At 60.6% G+C, this 25,422-nt stretch carries 20 protein-coding genes; all 20 read right to left on the bottom strand.

Going from position 1 to position 25,422, the window contains the following annotated elements; all coding sequences use genetic code 11:
- Window positions 1–68: 68 nt before the first annotated feature.
- Window positions 69–929 carry a flagellin domain-containing protein gene (locus GTQ41_RS07960; protein ID WP_007958307.1) on the bottom strand — a complete coding sequence of 287 codons (861 nt, stop codon included), beginning with the start codon at window positions 927–929 and terminating at the stop codon, window positions 69–71.
- A 235-nt stretch (window positions 930–1,164) separates the two neighbouring features.
- Window positions 1,165–1,437 (bottom strand): hypothetical protein, encoded by a 273-nt coding sequence (locus tag GTQ41_RS07955; protein WP_047292521.1) that lies wholly within the window; start codon window positions 1,435–1,437, stop codon window positions 1,165–1,167.
- Window positions 1,434–2,723 carry a motility associated factor glycosyltransferase family protein gene (locus GTQ41_RS07950; RefSeq protein ID WP_047292519.1) on the bottom strand — a complete coding sequence of 430 codons (1,290 nt, stop codon included), beginning with the start codon at window positions 2,721–2,723 and terminating at the stop codon, window positions 1,434–1,436. Before GTQ41_RS07950 ends, GTQ41_RS07955 begins: the two co-directional genes overlap by 4 nt.
- Before the next feature lie 85 nt (window positions 2,724–2,808).
- A complete protein-coding gene (locus tag GTQ41_RS07945; RefSeq protein ID WP_047292517.1) occupies window positions 2,809–3,735 on the bottom strand; it encodes a ketoacyl-ACP synthase III in 927 nt (308 codons plus the stop codon).
- A gap of 227 nt (window positions 3,736–3,962) precedes the next feature.
- Window positions 3,963–5,015 carry a pseudaminic acid synthase gene (gene pseI, locus GTQ41_RS07940; protein ID WP_047292515.1) on the bottom strand — a complete coding sequence of 351 codons (1,053 nt, stop codon included), beginning with the start codon at window positions 5,013–5,015 and terminating at the stop codon, window positions 3,963–3,965.
- Window positions 5,008–6,513, bottom strand: a complete 1,506-nt coding sequence (gene pseG / locus GTQ41_RS07935; protein WP_047292513.1) for a UDP-2,4-diacetamido-2,4,6-trideoxy-beta-L-altropyranose hydrolase — start codon at window positions 6,511–6,513, stop codon at window positions 5,008–5,010. Before pseG ends, pseI begins: the two co-directional genes overlap by 8 nt.
- Complete coding sequence (pseF, locus tag GTQ41_RS07930; protein WP_047292511.1) at window positions 6,510–7,205, bottom strand: pseudaminic acid cytidylyltransferase; 696 nt, start codon at window positions 7,203–7,205, stop codon at window positions 6,510–6,512. Before pseF ends, pseG begins: the two co-directional genes overlap by 4 nt.
- Window positions 7,202–7,822, bottom strand: coding sequence for a pseudaminic acid biosynthesis-associated methylase (locus GTQ41_RS07925; RefSeq protein WP_047292509.1), 621 nt, complete (start codon window positions 7,820–7,822; stop codon window positions 7,202–7,204). The genes pseF and GTQ41_RS07925 overlap by 4 nt, the downstream gene beginning before the upstream one ends.
- A 31-nt stretch (window positions 7,823–7,853) precedes the next feature.
- A complete protein-coding gene (gene pseC / locus GTQ41_RS07920) occupies window positions 7,854–9,011 on the bottom strand; it encodes a UDP-4-amino-4,6-dideoxy-N-acetyl-beta-L-altrosamine transaminase (RefSeq protein WP_047292507.1) in 1,158 nt (385 codons plus the stop codon).
- Entirely contained in the window at window positions 9,008–10,009 is a 1,002-nt protein-coding gene (gene pseB / locus GTQ41_RS07915; RefSeq protein ID WP_047292505.1) for a UDP-N-acetylglucosamine 4,6-dehydratase (inverting), read from the bottom strand. The genes pseC and pseB overlap by 4 nt, the downstream gene beginning before the upstream one ends.
- Before the next feature lie 28 nt (window positions 10,010–10,037).
- Window positions 10,038–12,953 carry a TIGR00180 family glycosyltransferase gene (locus GTQ41_RS07910; RefSeq protein WP_047292503.1) on the bottom strand — a complete coding sequence of 972 codons (2,916 nt, stop codon included), beginning with the start codon at window positions 12,951–12,953 and terminating at the stop codon, window positions 10,038–10,040.
- Between the two features lie 55 nt (window positions 12,954–13,008).
- A complete protein-coding gene (locus tag GTQ41_RS07905; RefSeq protein ID WP_047292500.1) occupies window positions 13,009–13,746 on the bottom strand; it encodes a cephalosporin hydroxylase family protein in 738 nt (245 codons plus the stop codon).
- Between the two features lie 17 nt (window positions 13,747–13,763).
- The gene (locus GTQ41_RS07900; protein WP_047292498.1) at window positions 13,764–14,834 is read right to left on the bottom strand and encodes a class I SAM-dependent methyltransferase; all 1,071 of its coding nucleotides are present in this window, start codon (window positions 14,832–14,834) and stop codon (window positions 13,764–13,766) included.
- Entirely contained in the window at window positions 14,831–15,682 is an 852-nt protein-coding gene (locus tag GTQ41_RS07895) for an NAD(P)-dependent oxidoreductase (RefSeq protein ID WP_047292496.1), read from the bottom strand. Before GTQ41_RS07895 ends, GTQ41_RS07900 begins: the two co-directional genes overlap by 4 nt.
- Entirely contained in the window at window positions 15,679–16,905 is a 1,227-nt protein-coding gene (locus GTQ41_RS07890; RefSeq protein WP_047292494.1) for a class I SAM-dependent methyltransferase, read from the bottom strand. The genes GTQ41_RS07895 and GTQ41_RS07890 overlap by 4 nt, the downstream gene beginning before the upstream one ends.
- Window positions 16,902–17,462, bottom strand: coding sequence for a dTDP-4-dehydrorhamnose 3,5-epimerase family protein (locus GTQ41_RS07885; protein WP_047292492.1), 561 nt, complete (start codon window positions 17,460–17,462; stop codon window positions 16,902–16,904). Before GTQ41_RS07885 ends, GTQ41_RS07890 begins: the two co-directional genes overlap by 4 nt.
- Window positions 17,459–18,541: a CDP-glucose 4,6-dehydratase gene (gene rfbG, locus GTQ41_RS07880; protein WP_047292489.1), complete on the bottom strand. Its 1,083-nt coding sequence runs from the start codon at window positions 18,539–18,541 to the stop codon at window positions 17,459–17,461. Before rfbG ends, GTQ41_RS07885 begins: the two co-directional genes overlap by 4 nt.
- Window positions 18,523–19,296, bottom strand: coding sequence for a glucose-1-phosphate cytidylyltransferase (gene rfbF, locus GTQ41_RS07875; protein WP_047292487.1), 774 nt, complete (start codon window positions 19,294–19,296; stop codon window positions 18,523–18,525). Before rfbF ends, rfbG begins: the two co-directional genes overlap by 19 nt.
- 254 nt (window positions 19,297–19,550) lie before the next feature.
- Entirely contained in the window at window positions 19,551–21,557 is a 2,007-nt protein-coding gene (locus tag GTQ41_RS07870; RefSeq protein ID WP_047292485.1) for a calcium-binding protein, read from the bottom strand.
- Window positions 21,558–21,777: 220 nt separating this feature from the next.
- Complete coding sequence (locus tag GTQ41_RS07865; RefSeq protein WP_047292483.1) at window positions 21,778–25,371, bottom strand: glycosyltransferase; 3,594 nt, start codon at window positions 25,369–25,371, stop codon at window positions 21,778–21,780.
- Window positions 25,372–25,422 lie beyond the last annotated feature (51 nt).

The raw sequence follows: 25,422 nt of genomic DNA, 5'->3' as shown, positions 1-25,422 counted from the left end.
ATCACCTCCTAACGTAAAAAAGCGAGAGAGCGCGACCAGCGCACCCTCCCGCCCAAACTCATTCCGAATTACTGAAGCAGCTTCAGTACAGCGGAAGGCAGTTGGTTGGCTTGAGCCAGAACAGAGGTCGAAGCCTGTTGCAGGGTTTGCTGCTTGGTCAGGTTAGCAGTCTCTGCGGCGAAGTCGGTATCTTGTACGCGACCTTGTGCAGCAGTGGTGTTCTCGGTGATGTTCTGCAAGTTCTGGATGGTGCTGGTCAGACGGTTTTGCGAAGCACCCAGGCTGGCACGAGTTGCACCGATTGCAGCGATAGCGGCGTCGATTGCAGTGATCGCGTTGTCGATGTTCTGCGAAGCAGAACCAGCGCCAGTACCGGTGGTACCGGTCAGAACTACAGTACCGCTACCTACGGACAGGCTGACGGCGTCGAACTTGGAGCTCAGTACCAGGTCGATGTGGTTAGCCGAACCGGTGTTTGCGCCGACTTGCAGGGTCACAGTACCAGCCGAACCGTCCAGCAGGTTTTTGCCGTTCAGGTTGGTAGCAGCCGAGATACGGGTGATTTCGTCAGACATCTGAGCGAATTCAGCGTTGGTTGCGGTCTGGTCAGCAGTGCCGTTGGTGCCGTTACGTGCTTTAACAGCCAGTTCACGCATACGCTGCAGGATGTCGGTCGAAGCTTGCAGAGCGCCTTCAGCGGTCTGAGCAACGGAGATACCGTCGTTGGCGTTCTGGATGGCTTGGGTGTTACCACGGATCTGCGAAGACATACGGTTCGAGATCTGCAGGCCAGCAGCGTCGTCTTTAGCGCTGTTGATTTTCAGGCCGGAAGACAGGCGCTGCATCGAAGTCGACAGAGCGTCGGAAGCGCGGTTCAGGTTCTTTTGAACGTTCAGCGACGTGGTGTTGGTGTTTACTGTTAAAGCCATGACGAATTCCTCGTTGGTTGGGTACTGCGGCTTCCGGCCCTGGCAACCGCCTGGAATGGCCTAGAGAACCTTCGTAATAGTTATCGTCGGGTTGGCAGGTTGCTTGAGGGCTTTTTGAAAAAAATTTGCCATCACCCTGCCACCCCCGAGAAAACAAGGGCTTAGCGCCCCCGCCTGCGAAAAAATGACGCCATAAAACCGACCCGCGCGCAAAGCCGCGGGCCAGCGCGGTCGGTCAGTTTGCCGATCGTGCTTTTTGCAACACTTCGATCAACTCGAACTCCATCCAGTCAGCCAGGCCCAACCAGTCCTGACGCTCCTGACAGTCGAGCATCTGCGTGAGTATCAAGGCCCAGTCCTGCTGTACCGTCGCCAGTGCGGACATCAGCAACTGCTGCGCACCCTCGAACACCTCGACCATATCCAGCGCCGCCTCAACGTCACGCCCCAGACGAAACAGCCCGGCGCACTGACGGCACTCGTCGACGCACTGCTCAATCGTCGTCATTGCACAAACTCCTGATTGAACTGTGTCCCGGCGATCAGTGCACCTGCCCGACTGCTGTTGAAGAACTGCACCTGCGGATGCGCGGCGATATAACGCTCGAGTACGCACAGATAGCCGCGAAAGTTCAGCTGCGTGCTGACCCGCCGGCCATGGCCGTCCTGCACCCAATGCCGCGCCTGATCGACCCCCGGCCCCAGATCACCGTCATTCCAGCCGGCATGGGTCTTGTTCATCGGGAAGGCGAAGTCGGCGCCGAACAGGGTAATGCGCGATGCACCCATCTTTACTGCCAGATCCACCGCCGGATGAATCACGCTGCCACCGACATGCAGTTGTCCGCGCGGGTATTGCTCGCGCAACGCGGCGTAAACCGGGCTGGCCGAGTAACCGCCGTAGCGTTTGCCCTTCCACGCGGTCAACACCGCAGGATCGCTCATGGGCAGATACACCAGCGGGATGCCAGCGGAGTCCTCGAACGGCAGATGCCGGAAGCTGATGCGCTGATCAATGGTGACCACCAGATCCGGGACGATCCCGTGCTCACGCAATGGCCGGTAAGCGGTATCCACACACATCAACAACGGACGTTCAGCCTGCGCGCGCACCGCCGCCAGACGCTGGAAATGTCCTTCGAGCGTCGGCCCGGTGCCAATCACATAGATTTCCCGGCCACTGGCCGTGCCGAACAACTGCGCCACATCATCATCGCCCAGCAACACCGGCAGGCAGTCCTGCAATCGCTGTTGAATGAACGGCAAGTTTGGATCGAACTCGCGATTGTTGAAGCTCAGGTGCACTTCGCTGACCAGCCGATCACGGATCTTCGCGTTGAAGTCATCAGCCAGCAGCATCTCCGCCGGCAACGCGAAAAACGGTGTGCAGATGTCTGACAGATCACCGGCATAGAAAAGCTGCACACGCGGATCTTCCAGCCATTGGCGTTGATCGAGCAGTTGCAGCACCAGGGCGAACAACGCGCCATTGAGGATATGAACGTACAACCGCTCAAGGCCGGCGCGCTCCAGCAGAACCGATGGCAGGTCGCCGAGGCCGGTGCCATAGACGTGCAACTGCGGCTTTTCCGCCAGGCTGGCCGCCTGAATGCGGGCTTCGTGGACGCGGTCGTGGCGACTGGTCAGTTGAATGCCATTGACGCTGAGCGTCGAGCCCAAGCCCTGCACCAGCTCGGCTTGAACGACTGAGGTGTCTTCAGCCTGCAAGCGCTCAAACAACGCCGGCCAGCGTTGCTGGATGACCTGGGCATTGGGTTGGAAAAACTCGCTCATGCCGCCTAGCGCTCCATTCAGGCAAAAAAATAGCGTTCAAGGGTAACCTTGAACGCTATTTTTGTATCCGCCGTTTTTGACCGACTCAAGGACGATAGATGATCGCCGAGCCCCACGACAGACCGACACCGAAACCGCTGATCGCAATGCGCTGCCAGTCGGAATCGAGCACGTGTTTTTCCAGCAGCAGCGGCACGCTCGAAGACACCGTGTTGCCGGTCTCGACCATGTCCTTGATGAACTTCTCCGGCTCGCCTTCGAAACGCCGCGCCACCGCATCGACAATCGCCGCACTGCCCTGGTGAATGCAGAAGGCGTCGATGTCGTCAGCCTTGAGGCCAGAGTCGTCGAGCAATTCGTGCAAGTGCGCCGGGACTTTGAGCAGCGCGAAGTTGAACACCTGACGCCCGTTCATGAAGAACACGCCATCGGTGACTTTCAGGTGTGGCGCGCCGGAACCGTCGGTGCCGAACTTGGCCTTGCCCAGCGCCCAGGCCGGGTCTTCGCCCATCCAGGTCGCCGTGGCGGCATCGCCGAAGAGCATGGTGGTGTTGCGGTCTTCCGGGTCGACGATTTTCGAATACGGGTCAGCGGTGATCAGCAGGCCGTTCTTCAAGCCGGCGGCTTCCATGAAGCCCTTGATCGCGTAGATGCCGTAGACGTATCCGGAGCAGCCCAGGGAAATATCGAACGCCGCGACATTAGTCGGCAGACCGAGTTTGTCCTGGACGATCGCAGCGGTGTGCGGCAGACCTTCTTCGTCACCGTTCTGGGTAACGACGATCAGCGCGTCGATCGACTCACGCTTCAGTTCAGGGTTGCTGGCAAACAGCGCATTGGCCGCTTCCACGCACAGATCGGAGGTTTCCTGCTCAGCGTCTTTGCGCGGCAGGAAGGCCGAACCGATTTTACCGAGGATGAATTCTTCATCCTTCTCGAATTTTGCACCTTGTGCGTAATTGTCCACGCCGGCTACAGGAACGTAGCTCGCAATGCTTTTTATGCCAATCATTACGGCTTCCCAATAAAAAACAGCCCAAAACCACCGCTCGCAAGGATTCGAGGGGCGCCGACAAACAGAAAACGGCCACCACAAAGGGCAGCCACGGGGAGCGCAAAGGGCTATCACTGGAACCGATTACACGGCCAGGCGCCATCTCCCCGGTCAATACAATACAGTGAAGATGCGCGTTATGACTCGCAGGTCACGCTATTTTGCCGAATCGGTGGCAGATCGGGTTATTCGACCAACGACCAGTCCAGCGGCGTGCCGCGTTTGATCGCCTGACGAGCGCGGCGACCGAGGACGGCATCGGTGTGCTTGGGCGGCAGACCGAGACCAGGGCGAATGGCGCGCAGATTGTCCCCGGAAAAGGCTTCACCGGCGGCCATGTCGGCAGTGACGTACAGCGAGCGGCGATAGACCAGCGACTTGCGCTCGGCCTCGGTGACGCCGTAATGCACCTGACCCATGGCTTGCCAGGCGCGTTCGGTTTCGACCACCAGACTGGCCAGCTCCGCAGGTTCCAGCGAGAAACTGGCGTCGACGCCACCTGCCGAACGGTCGAGGGTAAAGTGCTTTTCCACCACCGTTGCCCCGAGTGCCACGGCGGCCACGGACACACCCACGCCCATGGAGTGATCGGACAGCCCGACTTCACAACCGAACAGTTCACGCAGATGCGGGATCGTGCGCACGTTGCTGTTGAGCGGCGTTGCCGGGTAAGTGCTGGTGCATTTGAGCAGCACCAGATCCTTGCACCCCGCCTCGCGGGCGGCGCGCACGGTTTCGTCGAGTTCGGCGATGCTGGCCATGCCGGTGGAGATGATCAGCGGTTTGCCGGTCGCCGCCACACGGCGGATCAACGGCAGGTCGGTGTTTTCGAAACTGGCGATCTTGTACGCCGGCACGTCGAGGCTTTCGAGAAAGTCCACCGCCGTGTCATCGAACGGCGTCGAGAACGCGAGCATGCCCAGTTCTTTGGCCCGAGCGAAAATCGGCGCGTGCCACTCCCATGGGGTGTGGGCCTTCTCATACAGGTCGTACAGCGAAGTACCCGCCCACAGGCTATTCGGGTCCTTGATGAAAAACTCGCCCTCGGCCAGATCCAGGGTCATGGTCTGCGCGGTGTAAGTCTGCAACTTCAAGGCGTGCGCCCCAGCTTTGGCGGCAGCTTCGACAATCTGCAGCGCCAGTTCCAGCGACTGATTATGGTTGCCGCTCATCTCGGCAATGATGAACGGCGGCGCATCGGCACCGATCAGACGCTCGCCAATCTTGAAACTACTCATCGCGGTGATCCTTCAAAACCTTGGTGAACGCGCAGGCACTCTGGGTGAATCCGGCGTCACGAAAAACATTCAAAGACGGACGATTGCCCGGCAGCACCTGAGCGGTAATGGCGGTCATCTGCGGCCAGTGCTCGCGGACGAACGCCTCACCTCGCGCCAGCAGCGCCCTGCCCCAACCCAGACCAAAACGCCCGTGCAGCAGGTACAGAGACACTTCAGCCTCAAATCCACGCAAGTCATAACGCAAGACGCCGACCGGGCCGTCATCGGCCTCGGCAATCAACAGCAGACGTTGCGGATTGCACAGGCTCGCATTCAGCCAGTTCAGGTGCTGCGGCCATTCGATTGCAGCCGTGTCCAGTGACCGCCGGCGCACAGCCTCGGCATTGCGCCCGTCGAACAGCAATTGCGCATCATCGAGGGTCGCCGGGCGCAGCCTGAGCACTGCACCGGCCAGCGCTGCCGCCACGCGCAACGCACCGCGCCCATCGACCAGTTGCCGTGAACGCTCGGCCAGACTCTGGCGCAGATAGGCATTGTCGACGACAAAACCGATGGCATCGCGCAGTTGTTCGACGCTGACCTGCTCGCGAGCCCCCATGAACACATGCGCCCCCGCCGCCGCCATGACTTCGCCGTTGGCTTGCTGGTTGTTCGATACCGCGATGCAGATTGTCGGCAGGCCGAGGGCTGCACGCTCCCAACTGGTGCCGCCGCCAGCGCCGATAAACACATCGGCCGCGGTCATGCGTTGCTGGAAATCGCTGACGAAACTGTGCAGGCGCCAGTGTGGCCGTGTGGCGGCCAGTGCCTGCATTTGTGCCCACGCCGGGTTGTCTGCACCGGCGACGAAATCCACTTCCAGCTCTGCGAAATCCTTCAGTGCCAACATCGCGTGGTGGGTCTGCATCGCCGCATCGAAACCACCGAAATTCACCAGCACCCGCCGCGCCTTGGGTTGGATCGCGATGGCCGGGCAGACGAACTCTTCACGCAGCATGGCGTAGCGCGGGCCGAGCAAGGTACGGCAGCCTTCGGGCAGCAGCGGCGCATAGTTTGCGCTGAGACCGGACAGGTTCTGATTGAGCAGCAGATCGACGCTGTACTGGCGAGTGGCGAGATCGTCTACTGCCGCGATCCGAGGTGCCCAACGGCGCGCTGCGGTTTGCCAGTGATGATCGAGGCCGTAGTGATCGGCGATAATCCAGTCGAATGCGGCGTGACCTGCCAGCAAGGCGTCCAGCGCATCGATGTCCGCCTGCCACGGCAGCATCGATTCGATGGCCTGTTGCGGGTCTTCGCCGGGGTAAATGTCCGGCAAGGCAAAGATCTCGAAACCTTCGGCAGCCAGGGCATCGAGCCGATGCCCGGGCAACCGCCGACAGGCAAACGCGACATGACTGCCCTGTTTGCGCAGCACCCGCGCCAGCGTCAGACAACGGGCAATGTGGCCACTGCCAATGGTCGGCGAAGCATCAGCGCGGATCAGCACTTTCATTGCAGTTCTCCGCCGGCCTTGAGCGCGGCGTAGAGGTATTCGGCGCGTTTCCAGTCTTGCAGGGTGTCGATGTCCTGCACCAGATGCCGCGGCAGAATGACCGGCAGACTCGCGGACGAATACAACACGTCACCGCGCAACCATGCCTCACTGCGGCCCCAGTAGAACTGGCCGGCGTCCTGAAAGGCTTCGGGCAGATCCTGCGAGCGGGTTTGGCGAAATTCCGGGTACAACGCGGTCAATGCGCCCTGCCCGTCCAGCGTCAGTGCCCGCTGTACGGGGAAACCAAAGCTGCACACCGAAAAAGCAAACGACCTCTGCGGATGCTGCTGCAACAACTCGAATCCCTCGCGCAGAAATCGCGCCTGCAACAACGGCGCCGTGGCGTACACGCAGCAGGCGTAATCGAACGCGGGCAGTTGCTGCAAGGCATGCACGATCACCGCAGCAGTGCCGGTGAAATCATCCGCCAGTTCAGCCGGGCGCAGGAACGGCACTTGAGCACCATGAGCCAGCGCCAGCTCGGCAATTTCCGCGTCATCGGTACTGACCACGACCTGTTCGAACAGGCCACTGTCGAGCGCCGTGCGGATCGAGCGGACAATCATCGGCACGCCGTCGAACGGCAACAGATTCTTGCGCGGGATGCGCTTGCTGCCGCCACGGGCCGGGATGATTGCGACGCTGTTCAAGGACGTTTTTCCAGCAGAAACCAGGTGATGTCATCCACCGGGAATTGTGGGTCACGGTGATAACCAAAGCCGTAATCGAGCAATTGCAGGTCGGCATAACGATCAAGCATTTCCCCGGCGAAATCGCGCTTGAACAGCTTGCCGCTGTTGCCGCGATAGGACACTTCCACCGGCACCGGGTTGTAGTACTCGGCGATCAGGATGTAGCGCTGGCTCAACGCATACAACTGCGCATAGGCGGTCGGCAGCAGCTCCGGCGCCAGATGGATCAGCACGCCTTTGCTCAGGGTCAGGTCGTAGCTGCGCTCGCGCGGAAAGTCGAACAGCGAGCCGTGCCAGATCTGCGCGATGCCCAGTGCCCGCGCTTGAGCACAGGCGCTTTCATTGATCTCGACGCCGAACAGTTCACTGTGCGGCAGCAGTTGACGCAGCGCCTGCAGGTTGTTGCCGGCATTGGTGCCCAGCTCAACCACACTGTCGATGCGCCCGGCGCGGCTCAGGGCCTTGGCGAACAACGCCAGGTTGGCCGCGACCAGCGGCTGACCGACGTTGCGATCGACGTACTGGTTGCCGAAATCGCCCTGCCAGAATTTTTCCTGCTCACTCAGATCACGCATTGCACAGTCTCATTCGCCGCCGCAGCGGGGTTTATTCGGTCAGCCGGCGCAATTGCTCGACCACATGATCCTGCTGCTCGTCAGTGAGCAACGGATACAGCGGCAGGCTGATCGCCTCGGCGTAATAACGCTCGGCTTCGGGGAAGTCGCCTTCGGCAAACCCCAGGTCGCGATAGTACGGCTGCAAATGCACAGGAATATAGTGCAGGTTCACGCCGATGCCGGCGGCACGCAAGCCTTCGAACACCTGACGGTGGGTCAGGCCGACACGCCCGGTCTGCAAGCGCACCACGTACAGGTGCCACGCCGATTCCGCCTCCGGCTGCGCGCTGGGCAAAGTCAGTGGCAGGTAGGCCAGCAACCGGTCGTAACGCGCCGCCAGTTCACGGCGACGGGCGATGAAGCCGTCCAGTTTGGCCAGTTGCGACAGACCCAGCGCCGCCTGCAAATCGGTGATCCGGTAATTGAAGCCCAACTCGATCTGCTGGTAATACCACGGACCGTGGCTGGGTTCGTTCATCTGCTGCGGATCGCGGGTCATGCCGTGGCTGCGCAGGCGTTGCAGACGCTCCGCCAGTTGCGGGCGATTGGTCAGGACCATGCCACCTTCGGCGCTGGTGATGATCTTCACCGGGTGGAAACTGAACACAGTCATCGCCGCAAATTCCCCGCACCCCACGGGGCGCCCGGCGTAGCTGGCGCCCACCGCGTGCGAGGCGTCTTCGATCACGGTGAAGTTGTAGCGCTCGGCCAGTTCGGCAATCTTGCGCAGATCGCAACTCTGCCCGGAGAACGCCACCGCCACCAACACTTTCGGCAGTGTGCCGTCCTGCTCGGCCTGATCGAGTTTAGCGGCGAGGGCGAAGGCATCGAGGTTCCAGGTCAGCGGATCGATGTCAACGAAATCCACCTCGGCGCCGCAGTAGCGCCCGCAGTTGGCCGAAGCCAGAAAGGTGTTCGGCGTGGTCCACAAGCGATCACCCGGGCCAAGGCCGGCAGCGAGGCAAGCGATGTGCAGCGCCGCCGTGGCGTTGCACACCGCCACGGCGAAGTCGGCCTGGCAACGTTCGGCCATCGCCTGCTCGAAACGCTCGATGGTCGGGCCTTGAGTCAGCCAGTCCGATTGCAAAACCTCGACCACGGCATCGATGTCCGCCTGATCAACGCTCTGCCGACCGTAGGGAATCATGCCGACAACTTCGCGTGCAGCTCGGCGATCTGCCCGACCGAGAGGTAGTGCGGATTGGTGTCGGAGCGGTATTCGAAATCCTCACTCACCGGCCGGCCATGTTCGCCGAGCTTGTCGATGGAGAAATCGACATCGACGCTGGTAAAGCGGATGGAAGGCTGGATGGTGTAGTGGTCTGCGAATTCCAGGGTCATCCGCGCATCGTCCAGCGGCACCATCAGTTCATGCAGTTTTTCCCCAGGACGAATACCGACGTTCTTGTGCGGCAGATGTTCGGCCATGCCCCGCGCCAGATCGACGATGCGGATCGACGGGATCTTCGGCACGAACACTTCGCCGCCGTGCATCCGCGCAAAGCTGTCGAGGACAAACTGCACGCCATGATCCAGAGTGATCCAGAATCGGGTCATGCGCTCGTCGGTGATCGGCAACTCCTGCGCACCGTCGGCAATCAACTTGCTGAAAAACGGTACGACCGAGCCACGGGATCCGGCCACGTTGCCGTAGCGCACCACGGCAAAACGCGTTTGTTGCTCACCGGCAATGTTGTTGGCGGCGACGAACAACTTGTCCGACAGCAGCTTGGTCGCGCCGTACAGGTTGATCGGGCTGGCCGCCTTGTCGGTGGACAGCGCCACAACCTTTTTCACGCCGTTATCGATGGCGGCGGCGATGATGTTCTCCGCACCATTGACGTTGGTGCGGATGCACTCGGTGGGGTTGTACTCCGCCGCCGGCACCTGCTTGAGCGCCGCCGCATGCACCACGTAGTCGATGCCGCGCATGGCCTGCCGCAGACGGTCGGCGTCGCGCACGTCACCAAGGAAGTAACGCATGCACGGCGCGTTGAACGTCTGCTGCATTTCGTACTGCTTGAGCTCATCGCGGGAGAACACCACCACGCGCTTGGGCTGGTATTGCTCAAGCAGACGGGCGATGAACTTGCGCCCGAACGAGCCGGTGCCGCCGGAGATGAAGATCGATTTACCGTTGAACATATTTTGTATTCCGTTCCTTGGGCGCGGCTCAGGCGAGTAACTGCGACCAGTCCAGCGACGTACTGTCGTTCAGACCATACCCTTTGCCGCTCAAGCTCAGGTTGGCGTTGTACGCCTGATCCTGAGCGAACGCGGCGGCCCATTTTTCCTGTAGCGCGGCCAGTGCCCGGGGTGCCTGGGCAATCGCGCCTTGATGCAGGACCTGCACCGATGGCGTCCATACCGTGAGGTAACCGGCCTGAGCTGCTTTCAGACACAGATCGACATCGTTGAAAGCGTCGCCGAATGTGCTGTCGTCCAGACCACCCAGCGCTTCAAACAGTTCTTTGCGCACCATCAGGCACACGTTCGATACCGCTGAGCAGTTCTGCTCCACCGACAACCGGTACAGATAGCCGTCGGCATCATGTTTTTCACCGACGAACGCCGACCCCACCCCGCCATGCATACCGAGGATCAGCCCGGCCTGGCTGACTTTGCCATCGCGATCAACCAGCTTCGGCCCGACCACGCCGATTTCCGGACGCAGGGCATGGTTGAGCAGCGAGTCCAGCCAGTTCGGGTTGACCACTTCCGCGTCGGCCGCGAGCAATACCAGATACTCGCCCTGCGCCTGGCGGCTGGCAGCGTTGAGCAATGCCGGTACGCTCAGCGATTGCTCGGCACGCAGCACCTGGACTTTCGGATGCTGGTAAGTACCCAGCCAGTCATTGACCTGGGCCGACTGCGTGGCTGTGGTGGCGATCAGGATCTCGTAATGCTGATAACGGGTGCGCAGCTGCACCCCTTCGAGACAGCGTTGCAAGGCTGGCAGGTCATCGCCGGCCGGAATCACGATCGATACCAGCGGACGATCACTGTGGTGGTAATCGATCTGATAAATGCCCGGCACCGCCGAGGTGACCTTGGCCTTGTAGCCGCGATTGCCCAGGTGGCGCAACAGCGCCAGACGCTCATGCGCGTTTTCTTCCAGCGACGCGGCTTCGGTGATCAGCAGCGGTTCGTCGAGGTGGGCCAGGCTGTTCAAACCGTGCTCTTCGATGATGCGCAGCAGCACGTCAAATTCCAGTGCCTTGTTGAAATCGGCGCGGTAGCCACCCACCTCGACCAACGTGTCACGGCGCACCAGCCAGTGCCGTGCCATCAGCCCCGGCAGGCTCAAGAGCAGATCGAGGTTGAAGCCGGGACGGAACACATCCACCAGCGCGCCCTTCTCCCCGCGCTGGATCTCGTCGGTGGAAACGGCACGGCAATCGCCCGCGGACATCAACTCCAGACTGGCGCGCAACAAACCACTGGCGGTGAACTCATCGCCCGCCTCAGCCAGCAGCACCCAGTCGCACGGCGACTGACTGGCACTCTGATTGAGTTTGTCGACCAGGTTGGCCGGCGTAACCCGGACAAAGTGCAAAGTGTTCTGCGCCGTGGTAGCCGCCGGTGCTTCGCCGGTGGTGAACACGACAATTCTGAAAGCCTTGCATTGACCTTCAAGCAAGCTGTCGAGGCTGACCTGCAACTTGTCGATGTCGTTGTCCAGATCCAGCAGGAAAATGCCGAACTGCGGGCCACCGCCGTTGACCGACAGGTGCTCGGCAATCGATGCCAACTGAGCGCCATCGGCCTGACGCGAATCCAGCCACTTGAGCAGTCGACCCGACTGCGTCTGGTCGAATACCTGATGATGGTCTTCCACCGTCAACGCATCGAGACGAGCATTCCAGTCGCGCATGTTCTGCGCTTCTTCGTCCTCGCCGGCCAGTTCCAGCTGTTGCGCCAGACGCTTGACCACGGTGCGGTTGAACGCATTCAGGTCGTGCGCCTGCCACAAACGATCCAGAACACTTTCCGGGGTATCGTTGTTGCGCGCCTGCAGCAAGTGCGCCTGACGGGTCCACACACCCTCCAGGTCCCGCAGTTGAATGCGCCCGGCGGGCATGGCGTGCAGCATGAATTCGAACTGTTCGAGACGATCAAAAAATGGCTGGTTGTAGAACGGCATCTCGACGTACTGCAAAGGCCCGAACCGCCGATCAGGCCTCTTGAGCGACTGATTCCAGGTGGACTGGATAATCAGCTCCGCCGTGAGTGCCCTGCCGCTTTGCAGACTGTCGACCATCGCCTCGAAGCTCTGCAGGGCAAACGCCTTGCCCTGTTGCGCATCAAGATCCTTGATGCCGGTGGGCAGTGAGGCAAGGAACTCGGCAAAGGCTTCACGCTCGGCGACCGATTTGGCATCAACATAGGTCAGCGAGTGATACACCTCGGTGCTGTGCTCGGAATTGCCATAGTTGATCTCGCGCACCACATAGGGCATCGGCAGAATCCGCGCCTTGGCACTCGCCAGCAGGAAGTACACGTGGCCGATTTCCTGCCACTGGAAATTGGTCCCCGCCGGCAATGCCGAGTGCCAGGTTTTCATCAGATCAGTACGGGTCACCGCATAGAACGGCGGGATGTACTGACTCATGTAGTCGATAACCCGATCCTGAGCCCGCTCGGACGCATAGTCTTCCTGGACTTTCTTGTCGCGGCGGTAATAGCTCACTCCACCCGACAGCGTCAGGTACATCAGGCAATAGCCGTGGCACATGCCATAGTCCGGATTTGCCTGAAGGAAACCGACGGACTCGGCCAGCGAATCATGCAGGATGAAATCGTCGTCAGCCGCCAGCACCATGTACGGCGTGGTCAGTCGCTCTACACCGTACGCCAGTTTGGCCTGCATGCCCCAGTAGGCGAACTGCGGCACGTGATGGTAATCGACGGCGGAAAAGTCCCCTTCCGGCCGCTCGGGTGTGGAGTCGAGCACCATGATCCGGCAGGGCAAGCTGCTGTAATACTTCACCGCCCGACGCAGGAACGCCGGCCGATTGTGAGTAATCAGCACCACGGTCAACAGCTCGTTGAGCGGTAGCGCCAGTTCAGAACTGTACTTGCCTTGCATAACTTCTCTCCACAACCGGCGACTCGCCGAGATAACGCTTTGGTGATGTTGCGAATTAACGAACGCGACGCAGATAGCCGTCCGGCGCCACGGTGATCAGCAGCTTGTTTTGCAGTTGCTGGTCGATTTCGAAGTCCTGGTTTTCTTCCAGGTATTTCCACACCGCGGTTTTCGGGTTGTCGCCCGGGCCCCATGGGCGATCCGGGAAGAAATCGGCCGGCATGTCTTCAACCACGGTGTCCATCACCACGCAGTAGCTGTCGACCGAGACCAGCGGCGCATACAGGCGCAGCTCTTCGAGCACGTGGTCGTGGGTGTGGTTGGAGTCGAGCACCAGAATGACCTTCTTGCCCTTGGCCGCAGCCTGCACCTGAGCAGCGATGGCCGGGTCGATGCTCGAGCCTTCGATCATCTTGATGCGCTTGGCCATCGGGTGGCTTTCGATCGCTTCACGGTTGTGCGGGCGGATGTCGAGGTCGATGCCCAGCACTTCGCCGTGACCTTGCAGCTCCAGCAGAGAGGCGTAATAGATGATCGAACCGCCGTGGGCGATGCCGCACTCGATGACCAGATCCGGCTTGACCTGCCAGATGATCTCCTGCATTGCCATCATGTCCTGCGGCAGCTGGATGATCGGGCGGCCCATCCACGAGAAGTGATAGCTGTACTTGTGTTTGGCCGATTCGTTGAAGAAATCACGGGCCAGGCCAGTCAGTTTCTGGTCGTCACCCTGCTGGGCGATCTGTTCCCGGCACTCGGCTTCGAAGGCTTTGTTGATACTGTTGTCGGTCATTTTCAAAATCTCAAGGGTCACTGGAACGAAGCGCTGTCAACGGCGTGATAGACGTAACGTCCACCGGTCATCCGCTTGATTTCTTCGAGGTAATTGGAGTTCATCACAAACAGGTTGGCGCCTTCGGGCAAGGCGTCCATGGCCTCTTGCGGCGAGGACACCCGCGCGCCGCTCAGTGGCAGATAACGTCCCTGCTTGGCGGGGTTGATATCCACCACGCGATCCACCGCGACACCCGCGCGCTGCAGGAACAGCGAATAGATCACGCCTTTGGACGACGCGCCCCAGATCGCCGAACCCTGTTCAGGTGCGGACTGGATGATCTGCACTGCACGCTCAAGGCTCGCCGTGAAACCGTCCGGCAGCGTCAGGCGTGGCACCGGTTGTTCCGGGGTCAGGCGCAACGTCGAAAGGTCGGCGACGATGTACAGGTACTGGCCGCCAAACAGGTGGCCGGCCTCGTGCACGGTGCCGAACATCCGGCGCAGGTCATCGAGGCGGAAATAATTGACGTGCTCGTAGAACAGGTCGAACCACGCTTTGTGCTCGAGGATCCAGTCGAAGCACGGCACTTCGATGTAGATCTGCCCGCCTTGGTTGGCTTCGGCGATCACCGACAGGAAGCTGACCGGGTCTTCGATGTGTTCCAGCACATGACGCAGCACGATGGCGTCCGCGGCCAGGCCGAGACCTCGGGTGAACGGCGCCTTGATTACGTCGGCGTTTTCGCCTTCGTAGGCCGGATCAATCCCGGTGATCGAATAACCGAGGCCCTTGAGCAGCTCAAGAAAGTAGCCCTTGCCGCAGCCGACTTCGATCAGCTCCCGGCCCTTGAAGTGTTTGGCGATGATGCCTTCGACGTCGCTCAGGTGCTTCTGGAACTGGCCCGAATGGGCCTGTTCGTTCTGATAGTCGGCGTCATAGCTGAGCTTGTCGGCATCGAACGCGGCGTTGAAGATCAGGCCGCTGCGCTCATCCTGCACCAGCAGCATGTCGGCGCTGGCCGAAGCCTTTGCCGACTCAGGGTCGGCAAAGGTGCGGTTCTGCAATACCGGCAGGTCGGTGACCCGATACAACTCGTGCCTCATTGCGGCTCTCCCAGTAGCTGTTGCAAACGCTCGGTCACGGCCCAGAACGCCATCGGTTCATGGGTCGGATAAGGGTAATGGCCGAGGTTCAGATTCAGTGCCGCACCGCGCTCGCGCAGACGTTGTTCAACCAGTGCGCGCACCGATACCGGTTGGCCACTGGCGCAATTGATCACGCCGTTGAAATCGCGCTGATGGACGATCGCGGCGAGGTAATCGGCGGCGCTGGCGATCGGCAAAAAGTCCCGCAGCTGCTCGCCGCCAGACATGTTGAATGACGCGTCGCCGCTATCGATCGCCCAATCCAGCGCTGCCAGCAGACTGTTGGGGTTCTGCCCTTCGCCATGCAAATAGAACAGGCGCGCCCACTGCAAAGTGAACGGATGTTCTTGCGCAAGGTTCTGCAAAAACAGGTGCAAGGTGTGCTTGGCCAACCCGTAAGGATTGCTCGGCTGCGGCTCGACGCTTTCGCTGAGCGGGCCGCTTTGCATGCCGTACTCGAAGCAGGTGCCGGTCACCAGCACTTGCTTCACACCCGCTTCGACCGCGTCTTTGATAAAGCGGTAGTCGGCCATCAGGTTGTGCTCGAAATGAAACAGCGCCCGATAGTTCGGCAACCCCGGCCAGGCGAGATGGGCAAGTACGTCGATGCCGTCGGTGAGCGCCGCAATGTCCAGCTCCGCCGCATGAATATCCGCCGCGACGAATTCGACGTGGTTGATCCATGGCATGGTCGCAGCCGTATCTGTATTGCGCGCCACCGCGCGCACGGCGCAGCCACGCGCGAGCAACGCCGCGACCAGATGCCGACCGACGAAGCCCGTGGCCCCGGTGACCAGGACTTTCACAGGACTTTCATCTCAGGCACGGCGATCACGAAGCGCCCGTCCCACTGACGCACCTGCGCCAGTTGCTGACTGACTTCGTGCAGCAGGTTCCACGGCAACACCAGCACGTAGTCCGGTTTTTCGCTGTCGATCTGCGTCGGCGCGACAATTGGAATACGACTGCCCGGCAAAAACTTGCCCTGCTTGTGCGGGTTGGCATCGGCCACCCACGCCAGCAGATCCGGTTTGACCCCGGCGTAGTTGAGCAAGGTGTTGCCCTTGGCTGCCGCGCCATAACCGACCACACGCTTGCCCTCGGCCTTGGCCTGCAACAGGAAGCGCAGCAGTTCATGTTTGATGCGTTCGGCAGCCGGCGCGAGGGTCGCGTAGTACTCAGGGGTTTTCACCCCGGCATCCAGTTCGGCCTGCAACTGTTGCTGCACCGCTGGCTGCACCGCACGACGCTCACCGTCCTGGCGCTGCACGAACACCCGCAGCGAACCACCGTGGGTGCTCAACTGACTGACATCGAACACTTCCAGACCATTGCGTTCACACAAAGTCTGCACGGCGGTCAGCGACAGATAGGAATAGTGTTCGTGGTACAGCGTGTCGAACTGCGCGCCGGCCATCAGCGTCAGCAGTTGCGGAAATTCGAAGGTAGCGACGCCGGTCGGCTTGAGCAGCGTGGCAAAACCACCGAGGAAATCATTGATGTCCGGCACATGCGCGAGCACGTTGTTGGCGGCCATCAGGTCGGCGCCCCAGCCTTCGCTGTGCAGTTGCGCAGCGCTGTCGCGACCGAAGAACACTTCACGAATCTCCAGGCCCTTTTCCCGCGCCGCTTGCGCGGTGCTGCGGGTCGGCTCGACACCCAGACACGAAATGCCGCGAGCAGCGACGTACTGCAGCAGGTAACCGTCGTTGGCGGCGACTTCGACCACACGGCTGTCGGCGTTCAGGTCAAAGCGCTCGACCATCTCAGCGACATAACGCTCGGCATGGGCTAGCCAGGTGCTGGAGAACGAACTGAAGTAGGCGTACTCGGCGTCGAAGAGGCTGTCGGCGCGGGTGTAATCCTCGGTCTGCACCAGCCAGCATTGCTGGCACACCGCAACCTTCAGCGGCACCCATTGCTCGGCCTGTTCCAGGCGCTCGGCGTGCACGTAGGCGTTGGACGGTGGCGAGGTGCCGAGGTCGATCAGCGGCAGGCTCAGCGGTGCGGCGCACCCACGGCAGTTCATAGACGCACTCCGGCAAAGTGTTGATCAAGCGCGGGATGGCTGGAATCCCGCGCTGACAAATTATTGACAGGCAACGGCCAGGCAATCGCCAGCCGTGGATCATTCACCGACAAGCCGCCTTCGTGCTCCGGCGCGTAATCAGCGCTGTGCAGGTAAAGCAGTTCGGCGTCTTCCGTCAGAGTCTGGAAGCCGTGAGCAAACCCGGCCGGAATCAACAGGCTGCGACCGTCGCCTGCCTTGAGATGCTCGGCGTGCCAGTGCAAAAAGGTCTCGGAATCCGGACGCAGATCCACCGCCACATCCCACACTTCACCACGCAGGCAGGTGATCAGCTTGGCTTCCGGGGCATTGGCATTCTGATAATGCAGACCACGCACACTGCCCTTCTCACGGGTGCAGGAATGGTTGATCTGGCGGATATGAAATTCGCGGCCGAACGCACTCAGGCTGCCTTCGCAGAACAGCCGGGCGAAATGCCCGCGCTGATCTTCGAAGCGTCTGTGCTGGACGCTGAACAGCCCGGCCAGCGGCAACGCCTTCAGGGAGAATTCGTTCACAGCGCGCCTCGGTACAGGTTCAGTTGGCCGAGAGTGACGTTGCGCATGTCGTCACCGTTCTGCCACGCCAGGTGCCAGTCGAGGGTCTGGGTCAGGCATTGCTGCAAGGTCCAGCGTGGCTGCCAGCCCAGCACCTGACGGGCGCGACTGCTGTCCAGACGCAACAGGCCAGCCTCGTGCAGTTCGCTTTTCTCGATGCGCAAACCGCGTGCCTGTGGCCAGCGGTTGGCGAGCAGTTCGACCACTTCGCCGACGCTGCACATGTCGGCCTCGCCCGGGCCGAAGTTCCACGCCCCGGCGTATTCCGGGCCTTGCTCGTAGAGGCCGGCAGCCAATTGCAGGTAACCGGCCAGCGGTTCCAGCGCGTGCTGCCACGGGCGCACGGCTTGCGGGTAACGCAGGGTGACCGGCTCGTCTGCGGTCCAGGCTTTCAGTACATCGGGAATCAGCCGTTCAGGGGCAAAATCGCCGCCACCCAGTACGTTGCCGGCGCGCGCGGTGGCCAAGGCGAGACCGTGTTCGGCGTACTTGTCGGCCGGGAAAAACGACGCGGCATAAGACTGCGCCAACAGTTCGCAGCAAGCCTTGCTGCTGCTGTAGGGATCGTGCCCGCCGAGGGCTTCGTCTTCGCGGTACGGCCACAGCCATTCCTTGTTGGCGTAAACCTTGTCGGTGGTCACCAGCACGCAGGCGCGCACGCAACCGACCTGACGAATCGCTTCGAGCAGGTTCAGCGTGCCCATGACGTTGCTGGAGTAAGTGCCGAGCGGATCGCGATAACCTTCACGCACCAGTGGCTGCGCGGCCAGGTGCAGGACGATTTCCGGTTCGGTGTCGGCGATGATTTCCAGCAGCGCGCCGAGATCGCGCAGATCGCCACGCTGATCGTTGATCCCTTCGTGAACCCGCGCCAGTTCATACAGGCTCGGTTCGGTCGACGGATCCAGCGAAAAACCGCTGACTTGCGCACCAAGACTTTGTAGCCACAGGGTCAGCCAACTGCCTTTGAAACCGGTGTGGCCGGTAATCAGTACGCGCTTGCCGCGCCAGAAATCCGCGCTCAGGCCCATTGCTTCCATGGGGCCTCCCCGCTCTGCCACAGCGCTTCGAGGTGGTTCTTGTCGCGCAGGGTGTCCATCGGATGCCAGAAGCCTTCGTGTTCGAAGGCGTTGAGCTGTTCGTCCTGAGCCAGACGCGCCAGCGGCTCGGCTTCCCAAGTGGTTTCATCGCCAGCGATATAGGACAGGACTTTGGGCGACAGCACGAAGAAGCCGCCGTTGATCCAGCCACCGTCGCCGCGCGGTTTCTCGGTGAAACCCAGAACCTGATCGCCTTGCCGCTCGAGGGCGCCGTAACGTCCCGGCGGCTGCACCGCAGTGACGGTGGCCAGGCGACCGTGGGCTTTGTGGTAATCGACGAGTTGAGCAATGTTGATGTCGGAAACGCCGTCGCCGTAGGTGAAGCAGAACGCCTCTTCATCCTTGAGGTAACGGCCGGCACGCAGCAGTCGACCACCGGTCATGGTTTCCTCGCCGGTGTCGATCAGGGTGACGCTCCACGGCTCGCTGTAGTTCTGGTGCACGTCCATGCGGTTGTTGCGCATGTCGAACGTGACGTCGGAGGTGTGCAGGAAGTAATTGGCGAAGAAGTCCTTGATCGCATAGCCCTTGTAGCCCAGGCAGATCACGAAGTCGTGGATTCCGTGGGCGGAATACTGCTTCATGATGTGCCAGAGAATTGGCTTGCCGCCGATCTCGATCATGGGCTTGGGCTTGAGGTGCGACTCTTCACTGATGCGCGTGCCGAGGCCACCCGCCAAAATAACTGCCTTCATCGTCTCCCCTCTCGTTCGTCACCGGGCTGCGCATGGCTTTGTTGAGCGATGCGGGCCGTCTGGCTAACCCTTTTGCCGCCTGCGGCGCCGCTGCGATGACCGCGAGCGCTCGTTTTATGGCGATTTGAGGGGGACTTGCAGGAAACGCGCCAGCTCCGCGAACGCTACGTCGCGTGCGCCGTGAGGCATGAAAAAAGGGATGAATCCAGCAGCGGATTCATCCCTTTCCTTGCGTTGCATCAACAGATCAGTGATCAGCCGAACATGGCGAACCCATCAACCGTCGCCGGCAGGTCGTAGACCTGGCCGTCGGCAGTCTGCAGGTGCTCGATGTTGTTGAACCCGGCGTACCATCCCGCCAGTTTCACGCCGTTGTCCGGCACACCGGCGCTGCCGTCGTTGGCACCATGCAGATAGGCGTCGTCACCGATGCGGGTGACGTTCAACTGGCTGATATTGGCGATGGTGTTCAGGATCAGGGTGTCGTTGAGATCCCAGCCCTCGTCCTGAATCGATACCAGCCCGGTGCTGTTCACAATGTAGGTATCGTCACCCATACCGCCCAGTGCGGTGCCGCCAGTACCGGACTGCCCCTGAAGATTGAGGTTCAGCACGTCGTTGCCACTGCCACCTGACAACAGATAACTGTTGCCGGTGCCGGTGAGCACGTCAAAACCGTCATCACCAAAGGCACTGCCGTTGTGGACCGTGATGGTGTCACTGCCTTGTCCACCGTCCGCCACAGTGCCCAGGTCATTCGCAGCACTAACGATGACGTCATCGCCGTTGCCGCCGAACAATTTGTCAGCCTGCGCCGCGTCGCCGTCGAGACCGGACTTCAGCCCGCCATAGAGATGATCGTTGCCATCGTTGCCGTTCAGGGTATCGTCACCACTGCTGCCTTCCAGAATCGTATCTTCCCTGTTGGCACCCAGCTCATCGTTAAAATGACTGCCACGCAAGCCTTCGACATCGTAATGCGTGTCACCGTCAGCCGTGCCGTTCTGGCCGATTCTCCACAGCGTGGCCACCACACCCGTGTCGCTGTCCTCATAGCTGACGATGTCCGTTCCCGCGCCGCCCACGAAGACATCCCGTCCAGCGCCACCGTAGAACAGGTCATCGCCGCTGCCGCCGAAGATGTAGTTGTCGGAATCATTGCCATAACCGGTGAAATCGGCTGTACCGGTGTAGGTCATTTTCTCGATGAACGGGTCCATCTTCATGACCGACAGGCTGGTGTACAGCTCGTCAAACCCCATGCCTGATTCTGTCTCGACGATGGTCACACCCTCGCTGTTGATCGTGTAGACGTCGCTGCCCCAGCCACCTTCGAAGGTCACGCCGCCCGAGTTGGCAGTGAAGTGATCGTCCAGGTTAGTCCCGACAACCTTTTCCACATTGATCAAGGTGTCGCCCTCGGCGTAACCGCCGGAACCGAAGCCCTTGCCATCACGAAACTCGATGCTGACCGCATCGTTGGAACGGCTGTAATCGACGGCGTCAAAGCCATCGGCACCGTCCATGACCATTGCGCTTGCGCCGGCAAAGATCACATCGTTGAAATTCGAACCCTGCACGGCCTCGATGCTCGAGTAGGTATCGCCGAATGCAATACCAGTGGCGCCCCAAATGCTCGAGAGCTCGATACTGACGCCTTCAAGGCTGTCGGTGTAGCTGACGGTGTCGAAGCCCTCGCCGCCAATGAACTGATCGCCGCCGTCGCCACCCCACAGCCAGTCATCACCGGCGCCGGCAATGATCACGTTGTGCTCGGCATTGCCGTAGCCCTTGAAGTCGCCGGTTCCGGTGAAGGTCATTTTGTCGAGGAACGGGTCCATCTTCTGGATGTTAACGCTGGTGCGCAACTCGTCGTAGCCGCCGCGCTCGTCTTCGATGATCGTCACGCCCTCACTGCCGATGATGTAAACGTCATCCCCGCCACTGCCTTCCAGCGTGACGCCGGAAACCGAACTGGCAAGGGTGTCATCGAGGAAGCTGCCGACCACTTTTTCGATGGCAACCAGCGTGTCAATGGAACCATCTGCCTTCGTGACGCTGGCAAGCCCTTGGCGGATATCGACGCTGACGCCCGAAGACATGATTCGATAATCCACAGAATCAAAACCCTCGCCACCATCCAACAGATCGGCTCCGGCAGTCCCCCAGATCTGATCATCCGATTCCAGTCCGAAGAGCTCGTCGTTGCCTTCACTGCCGCTCATGACATCGGCTTCACTCGTCCCATAAATCACTGCCATTTGCTTCTTCCTTGCATTGTTGTTGAATCCGGAAACCTGCCTCCCGGTAACAAGCCGATCACGCCAGCAGCAACCGTCCGAGGTCAGCGAATAGAGAAGTATCGACAGGAAAAGCGCTATGCTTGAGGCTCTGCGGTAAAAAAGTGTCGATACTGATACGAACAGGATATTGAAGACGCAAAAAAGGCGACTCGAAAGTCGCCTTTTTCAGCAGTGCCGGTCAATCCGCCAGCCAGCCGTTTTCCCAATAGCGCAGGTTGTCGCCCCGCAGTACGTAGTCGCGCAATACGATTTCTCGCAGTTCATCGCCCATGCGATAGCTCGCATCGGGATCGGCCAGGTGCATGCGGATCGCCTGCAGCCATTCATCGGTGCTGTTAGTCTTGACCCGGGTGCACGGCAGGTAGCCGCGATAGGCCTCGGTATCGGTGCAGATCACCGGGTAACCGCAGGCGCCGTACTCCAGCAGACGCAGGTTGCTCTTGCAGTCGTTGAAGATGTGGAATTCCAGTGGTGCCAGCGCCAGATCGAGATTCAGGCTTGCCAGTTTGGCCGGGTACACTTCCAACGGGATTACCCCGTGGAATTCATGCATGTACGGACGCAGATCATCCGGGCACATGCCGAAGAACACCCAGTCGACTTCATTGGCCAGCTCACGCACAACATCGGCGATCACCGCCAGGTCGCCGTGGTGACTGGTCCCCCCGCCCCAGCCGACCCGTGGTTTTTTCGACGTGCGGCGCTGGCTGCGCAAGTCAGTCCACAAGTTGCGCGCGAGCATATTGGGGACGACGCGAATATCGTGGTGCATGTCCGATAACGCATTGGCCAGTGGCTGGGTCGATACCACCACGCGATCACACAGGTTGATCGCACTGCGCACCATCCGCGCCATTTCCTGTTTATTGGGCATGTTGCGAATATGCGCATTGCGATGGGGAACGTCGATCACATAATCATCGAGTTCAAAAATGCGCCGGGCGTGGCAGAACTTCTTCAGCGGCGGAATTTCATCGATGGCACTTTGCGAATAACGCCCTTGCAGAACAATCACGTCCGGGGCCTGACGCTCGATATCAATGATCGACGGCAGGCCATAGCAAATCCGCCCTTCAGCGCGGTTGGCCGCTTCCAGTTCAATCAGCGGCTGGCTCATGCGGTAGTGACCGATGGCCGAGGCGTTGATCGGCACGGCAAGCACGTTCGGCAACTGCGCCCGGGAAAATGCACTCCAGCCCGTACGCAGGCCCGGCTCCAGACTGAAGCTCGTCGCACCGACACCCTGCAACGACAAATTGACGTTGAAGGCCGGATCACGGGCAATGCGCGGCAACCAGCGCTGATAGAAGGTTTCCTGCTCCTGAAGCTGCAGTTGCTCCTCTTCTGCCGTCGCCTGGACACTGGGGCGTGCGCCCAGCGCCAGCAAGGCATAAGGAGTCCACACCACCAGATATCCTTCCTGACCAATCCGCAGGCACAGATCCACGACATTCAGCGCCTGTTTCAGCGCTTGCTCATCAAGACCGGCGACAGACTCGTAAACCGCCTTGCGCACCATCAGGCAATCGCCACCGACGGCACTCAGGTCATGGACCGCTTGCAGCCGGAACATGTAACCATCCGAATGCAACGACTGACCATAGAACGGCAAACCCACTGCACCTTGCAGACCAAGTATCAGACCCGCGTGCAGCACGCACCCATCAGGATTGAACAGCTTGGCGCCGACCACGCCGACTTCCGGGCGCTGCGCATGATTGAGCAGTTCGTCGAGCCAGTCGGCCTGGGTAATTACCGCAAACGAATTGAGCAGCAGCACGTATTCACCACGCGCCTGCCCTACCGCAAAATTATGCAGCGCCGCCGCGTTGCCCTGCTGCGGGTAGTTCAGGACACGAATCCGCTCGCCGCCCAGCTGCGCCATGCCGTCCAGCCAGGCCCGCGCCTCGTGGCTTTCACTGCCGTTGTCGACCAGCAACAACTCGTACTCGGAGTAAGCGGTCTTCTCCAACAGCGTCTCGACGCAGCGCTGCAAGGCAGCCGTCTGATCCTTGGTCACAATAATGATCGACACCAGCGGACGCCGGACATGGTGATAGTCGACACGATTGAGCAGCTCGGAACTGCCACGGCGGATCTCATGGGCAATCCCCAAGCGCTGCAGATGGGCCTCGAGTACACGCGGATTTTGCTCGATGACCGCCGGAGCGGCGAGCCAGGCGGACAGATCGAATGGCGATTGCAGCAGAACTTCGGCGACATGTCCGACCACCTGCGTACCGTCACTTTCGACCATGCGCCACAGCACGTCGTGGGGGGCCAACTCGGCAAACGTCGCCGCGAACCCGCCCAGCGCCAGAAAGCGTTCGCGCTTGAACGCCAGCGCGCGACCGACGTACGGGTAACTGCGCAGCAGGTCGAGGTTGAAATCCGGCTTGAACGCAGGCTCCGCCGATTCGCCGTTGCGCAGGCTGCCTTCATCGCTGTACAGACACGTCAGCGCCGCAGAATGGGCGATGCGCTCGGCCATGATCAACAACGCCGGCACCACCGGACGATCGCCGGCCTGCAACAGGTAGAACCAGTCGGCCCCTTCCAGTTGCGGCAACAACGCATTGATCTGCTCCAGTCCGTCGTCCTGCAACGGCATGCGGAACACTCGACCATCGAGCTCGGCCTCGGAACAGGCAGTGGACAGCACCAGAATCAGTTCCGGCAGATAATCCTGTGCGGCAAGCGCCTCCAGCGTGCGCTCGACGCCGTCGCGACTGCCGTCGCGATCGATGACGATCGGTACGATGCGCGGCTGATGCGACCAGCCAGCCAGGGTCTCCGGCAGCAACTTGCGCTGGCCCTCGGTGAGCACCCGGCACTCCAGCCATTGCGCGTAAAGCTCGGCAAAACTCCAGCTGTCGATGCCGACACACCACTCCTGCCGACTCTGCTTGGTACCCAGGGTGCGGCTCAGGGGCAACTCCTCCCAGACCCGTGGCGCCTCATCAACCTTGGTCAGTGGGATGTAGCGAACCCAGCCCGGGGCAGGCGCAGATTCGCCGCTGCGCGCCTTGAGCATTTGCAGAATCCACTCGCGCTCGACTTCAACCGCATCTTTCATCGACTGCTGGGCGCTCAGGCGCTCCGGGTACAGACGCTCGGCACTGAGCACATTGTTGGACACCGCCACATTGCCGCGCCGCATCAGACAGACGAACAGCGCGAAATCCAGGGTTGCCACAAAACAGTGGCCTTCCTGAGTCAACGCCGGCAGCAACTCGACAAGATCTTCCCGGCGGAACAGCGCATTGGTGAACCCACCCAGCACATTGACCGGAAATTTTTCAAAGATACCCAGCAGGTCGTCACCCTTGAACAAGCCACTGAGCGGAGACAGCGAAGTGTTTTCCAGACGCGCCGGAAGAATGATGTCGTCAGCGTCCCAGAACAGACGCTGAGCCAGCACCAGTCGGACTTCCTCACGCACCATTTCCTGCGCTTGCTGTTCAACACAGGCGGCGTAGAGATGGTCGTCGTCGCACAGAAATTTGACCAATTGGCCCTGCGCCTGTTCCAGGCAGGCCTTGAGATTGCCGACCATGCCCAGGGTGCGCGGATTGCGTACGTAACGCACGGCGACGCCGGACTGCTCGACTACCGCCGCAACGATGGCTTCAATCTCGCTGCCGCGGCTGTCGTCGCAAACGATGATTTCGAGTTGGCCATAAGTCTGGCTCACCGCACTGTTCAACGTCCGCTCGAAGAAGCGCGGATTGAAGGCGGGAATGACCAGACTGACGAGAGGAAGTGAATTCACGGCGGGCTCACAGGCGGTACGAGCCCGCTCGGTAAAGCGAGCCCATGAAAC

It is taken from the genome of Pseudomonas sp. AN-B15 (genome assembly GCF_019056475.1).
Lineage (GTDB): Bacteria > Pseudomonadota > Gammaproteobacteria > Pseudomonadales > Pseudomonadaceae > Aquipseudomonas > Aquipseudomonas parakoreensis.
Note: the sequence above shows the minus strand (reverse complement) of the source record. Positions and strands in the feature narration are given on the sequence as shown.

What these genes read in the sequence shown, in the direction of transcription:
- GTQ41_RS07905 (WP_047292500.1), bottom strand. Translation starts at nt 13,746, where the DNA reads ATGACCGACAACAGTATCAACAAAGCCTTCGAAGCCGAGTGCCGGGAA.
- pseG (WP_047292513.1), bottom strand. Translation starts at nt 6,513, where the DNA reads ATGAAAGTGCTGATCCGCGCTGATGCTTCGCCGACCATTGGCAGTGGC.
- GTQ41_RS07870 (WP_047292485.1), bottom strand. Translation starts at nt 21,557, where the DNA reads ATGGCAGTGATTTATGGGACGAGTGAAGCCGATGTCATGAGCGGCAGT.
- GTQ41_RS07960 (WP_007958307.1), bottom strand. Translation starts at nt 929, where the DNA reads ATGGCTTTAACAGTAAACACCAACACCACGTCGCTGAACGTTCAAAAG.
- GTQ41_RS07955 (WP_047292521.1), bottom strand. Translation starts at nt 1,437, where the DNA reads ATGACGACGATTGAGCAGTGCGTCGACGAGTGCCGTCAGTGCGCCGGG.
- pseB (WP_047292505.1), bottom strand. Translation starts at nt 10,009, where the DNA reads ATGTTCAACGGTAAATCGATCTTCATCTCCGGCGGCACCGGCTCGTTC.
- rfbG (WP_047292489.1), bottom strand. Translation starts at nt 18,541, where the DNA reads ATGGAAGCAATGGGCCTGAGCGCGGATTTCTGGCGCGGCAAGCGCGTA.
- rfbF (WP_047292487.1), bottom strand. Translation starts at nt 19,296, where the DNA reads ATGAAGGCAGTTATTTTGGCGGGTGGCCTCGGCACGCGCATCAGTGAA.
- GTQ41_RS07945 (WP_047292517.1), bottom strand. Translation starts at nt 3,735, where the DNA reads ATGATTGGCATAAAAAGCATTGCGAGCTACGTTCCTGTAGCCGGCGTG.
- GTQ41_RS07925 (WP_047292509.1), bottom strand. Translation starts at nt 7,822, where the DNA reads ATGCGTGATCTGAGTGAGCAGGAAAAATTCTGGCAGGGCGATTTCGGC.
- GTQ41_RS07910 (WP_047292503.1), bottom strand. Translation starts at nt 12,953, where the DNA reads ATGCAAGGCAAGTACAGTTCTGAACTGGCGCTACCGCTCAACGAGCTG.
- GTQ41_RS07900 (WP_047292498.1), bottom strand. Translation starts at nt 14,834, where the DNA reads ATGAGGCACGAGTTGTATCGGGTCACCGACCTGCCGGTATTGCAGAAC.
- pseC (WP_047292507.1), bottom strand. Translation starts at nt 9,011, where the DNA reads ATGATTCCCTACGGTCGGCAGAGCGTTGATCAGGCGGACATCGATGCC.
- pseI (WP_047292515.1), bottom strand. Translation starts at nt 5,015, where the DNA reads ATGAGTAGTTTCAAGATTGGCGAGCGTCTGATCGGTGCCGATGCGCCG.
- GTQ41_RS07950 (WP_047292519.1), bottom strand. Translation starts at nt 2,723, where the DNA reads ATGAGCGAGTTTTTCCAACCCAATGCCCAGGTCATCCAGCAACGCTGG.
- GTQ41_RS07890 (WP_047292494.1), bottom strand. Translation starts at nt 16,905, where the DNA reads ATGAACTGCCGTGGGTGCGCCGCACCGCTGAGCCTGCCGCTGATCGAC.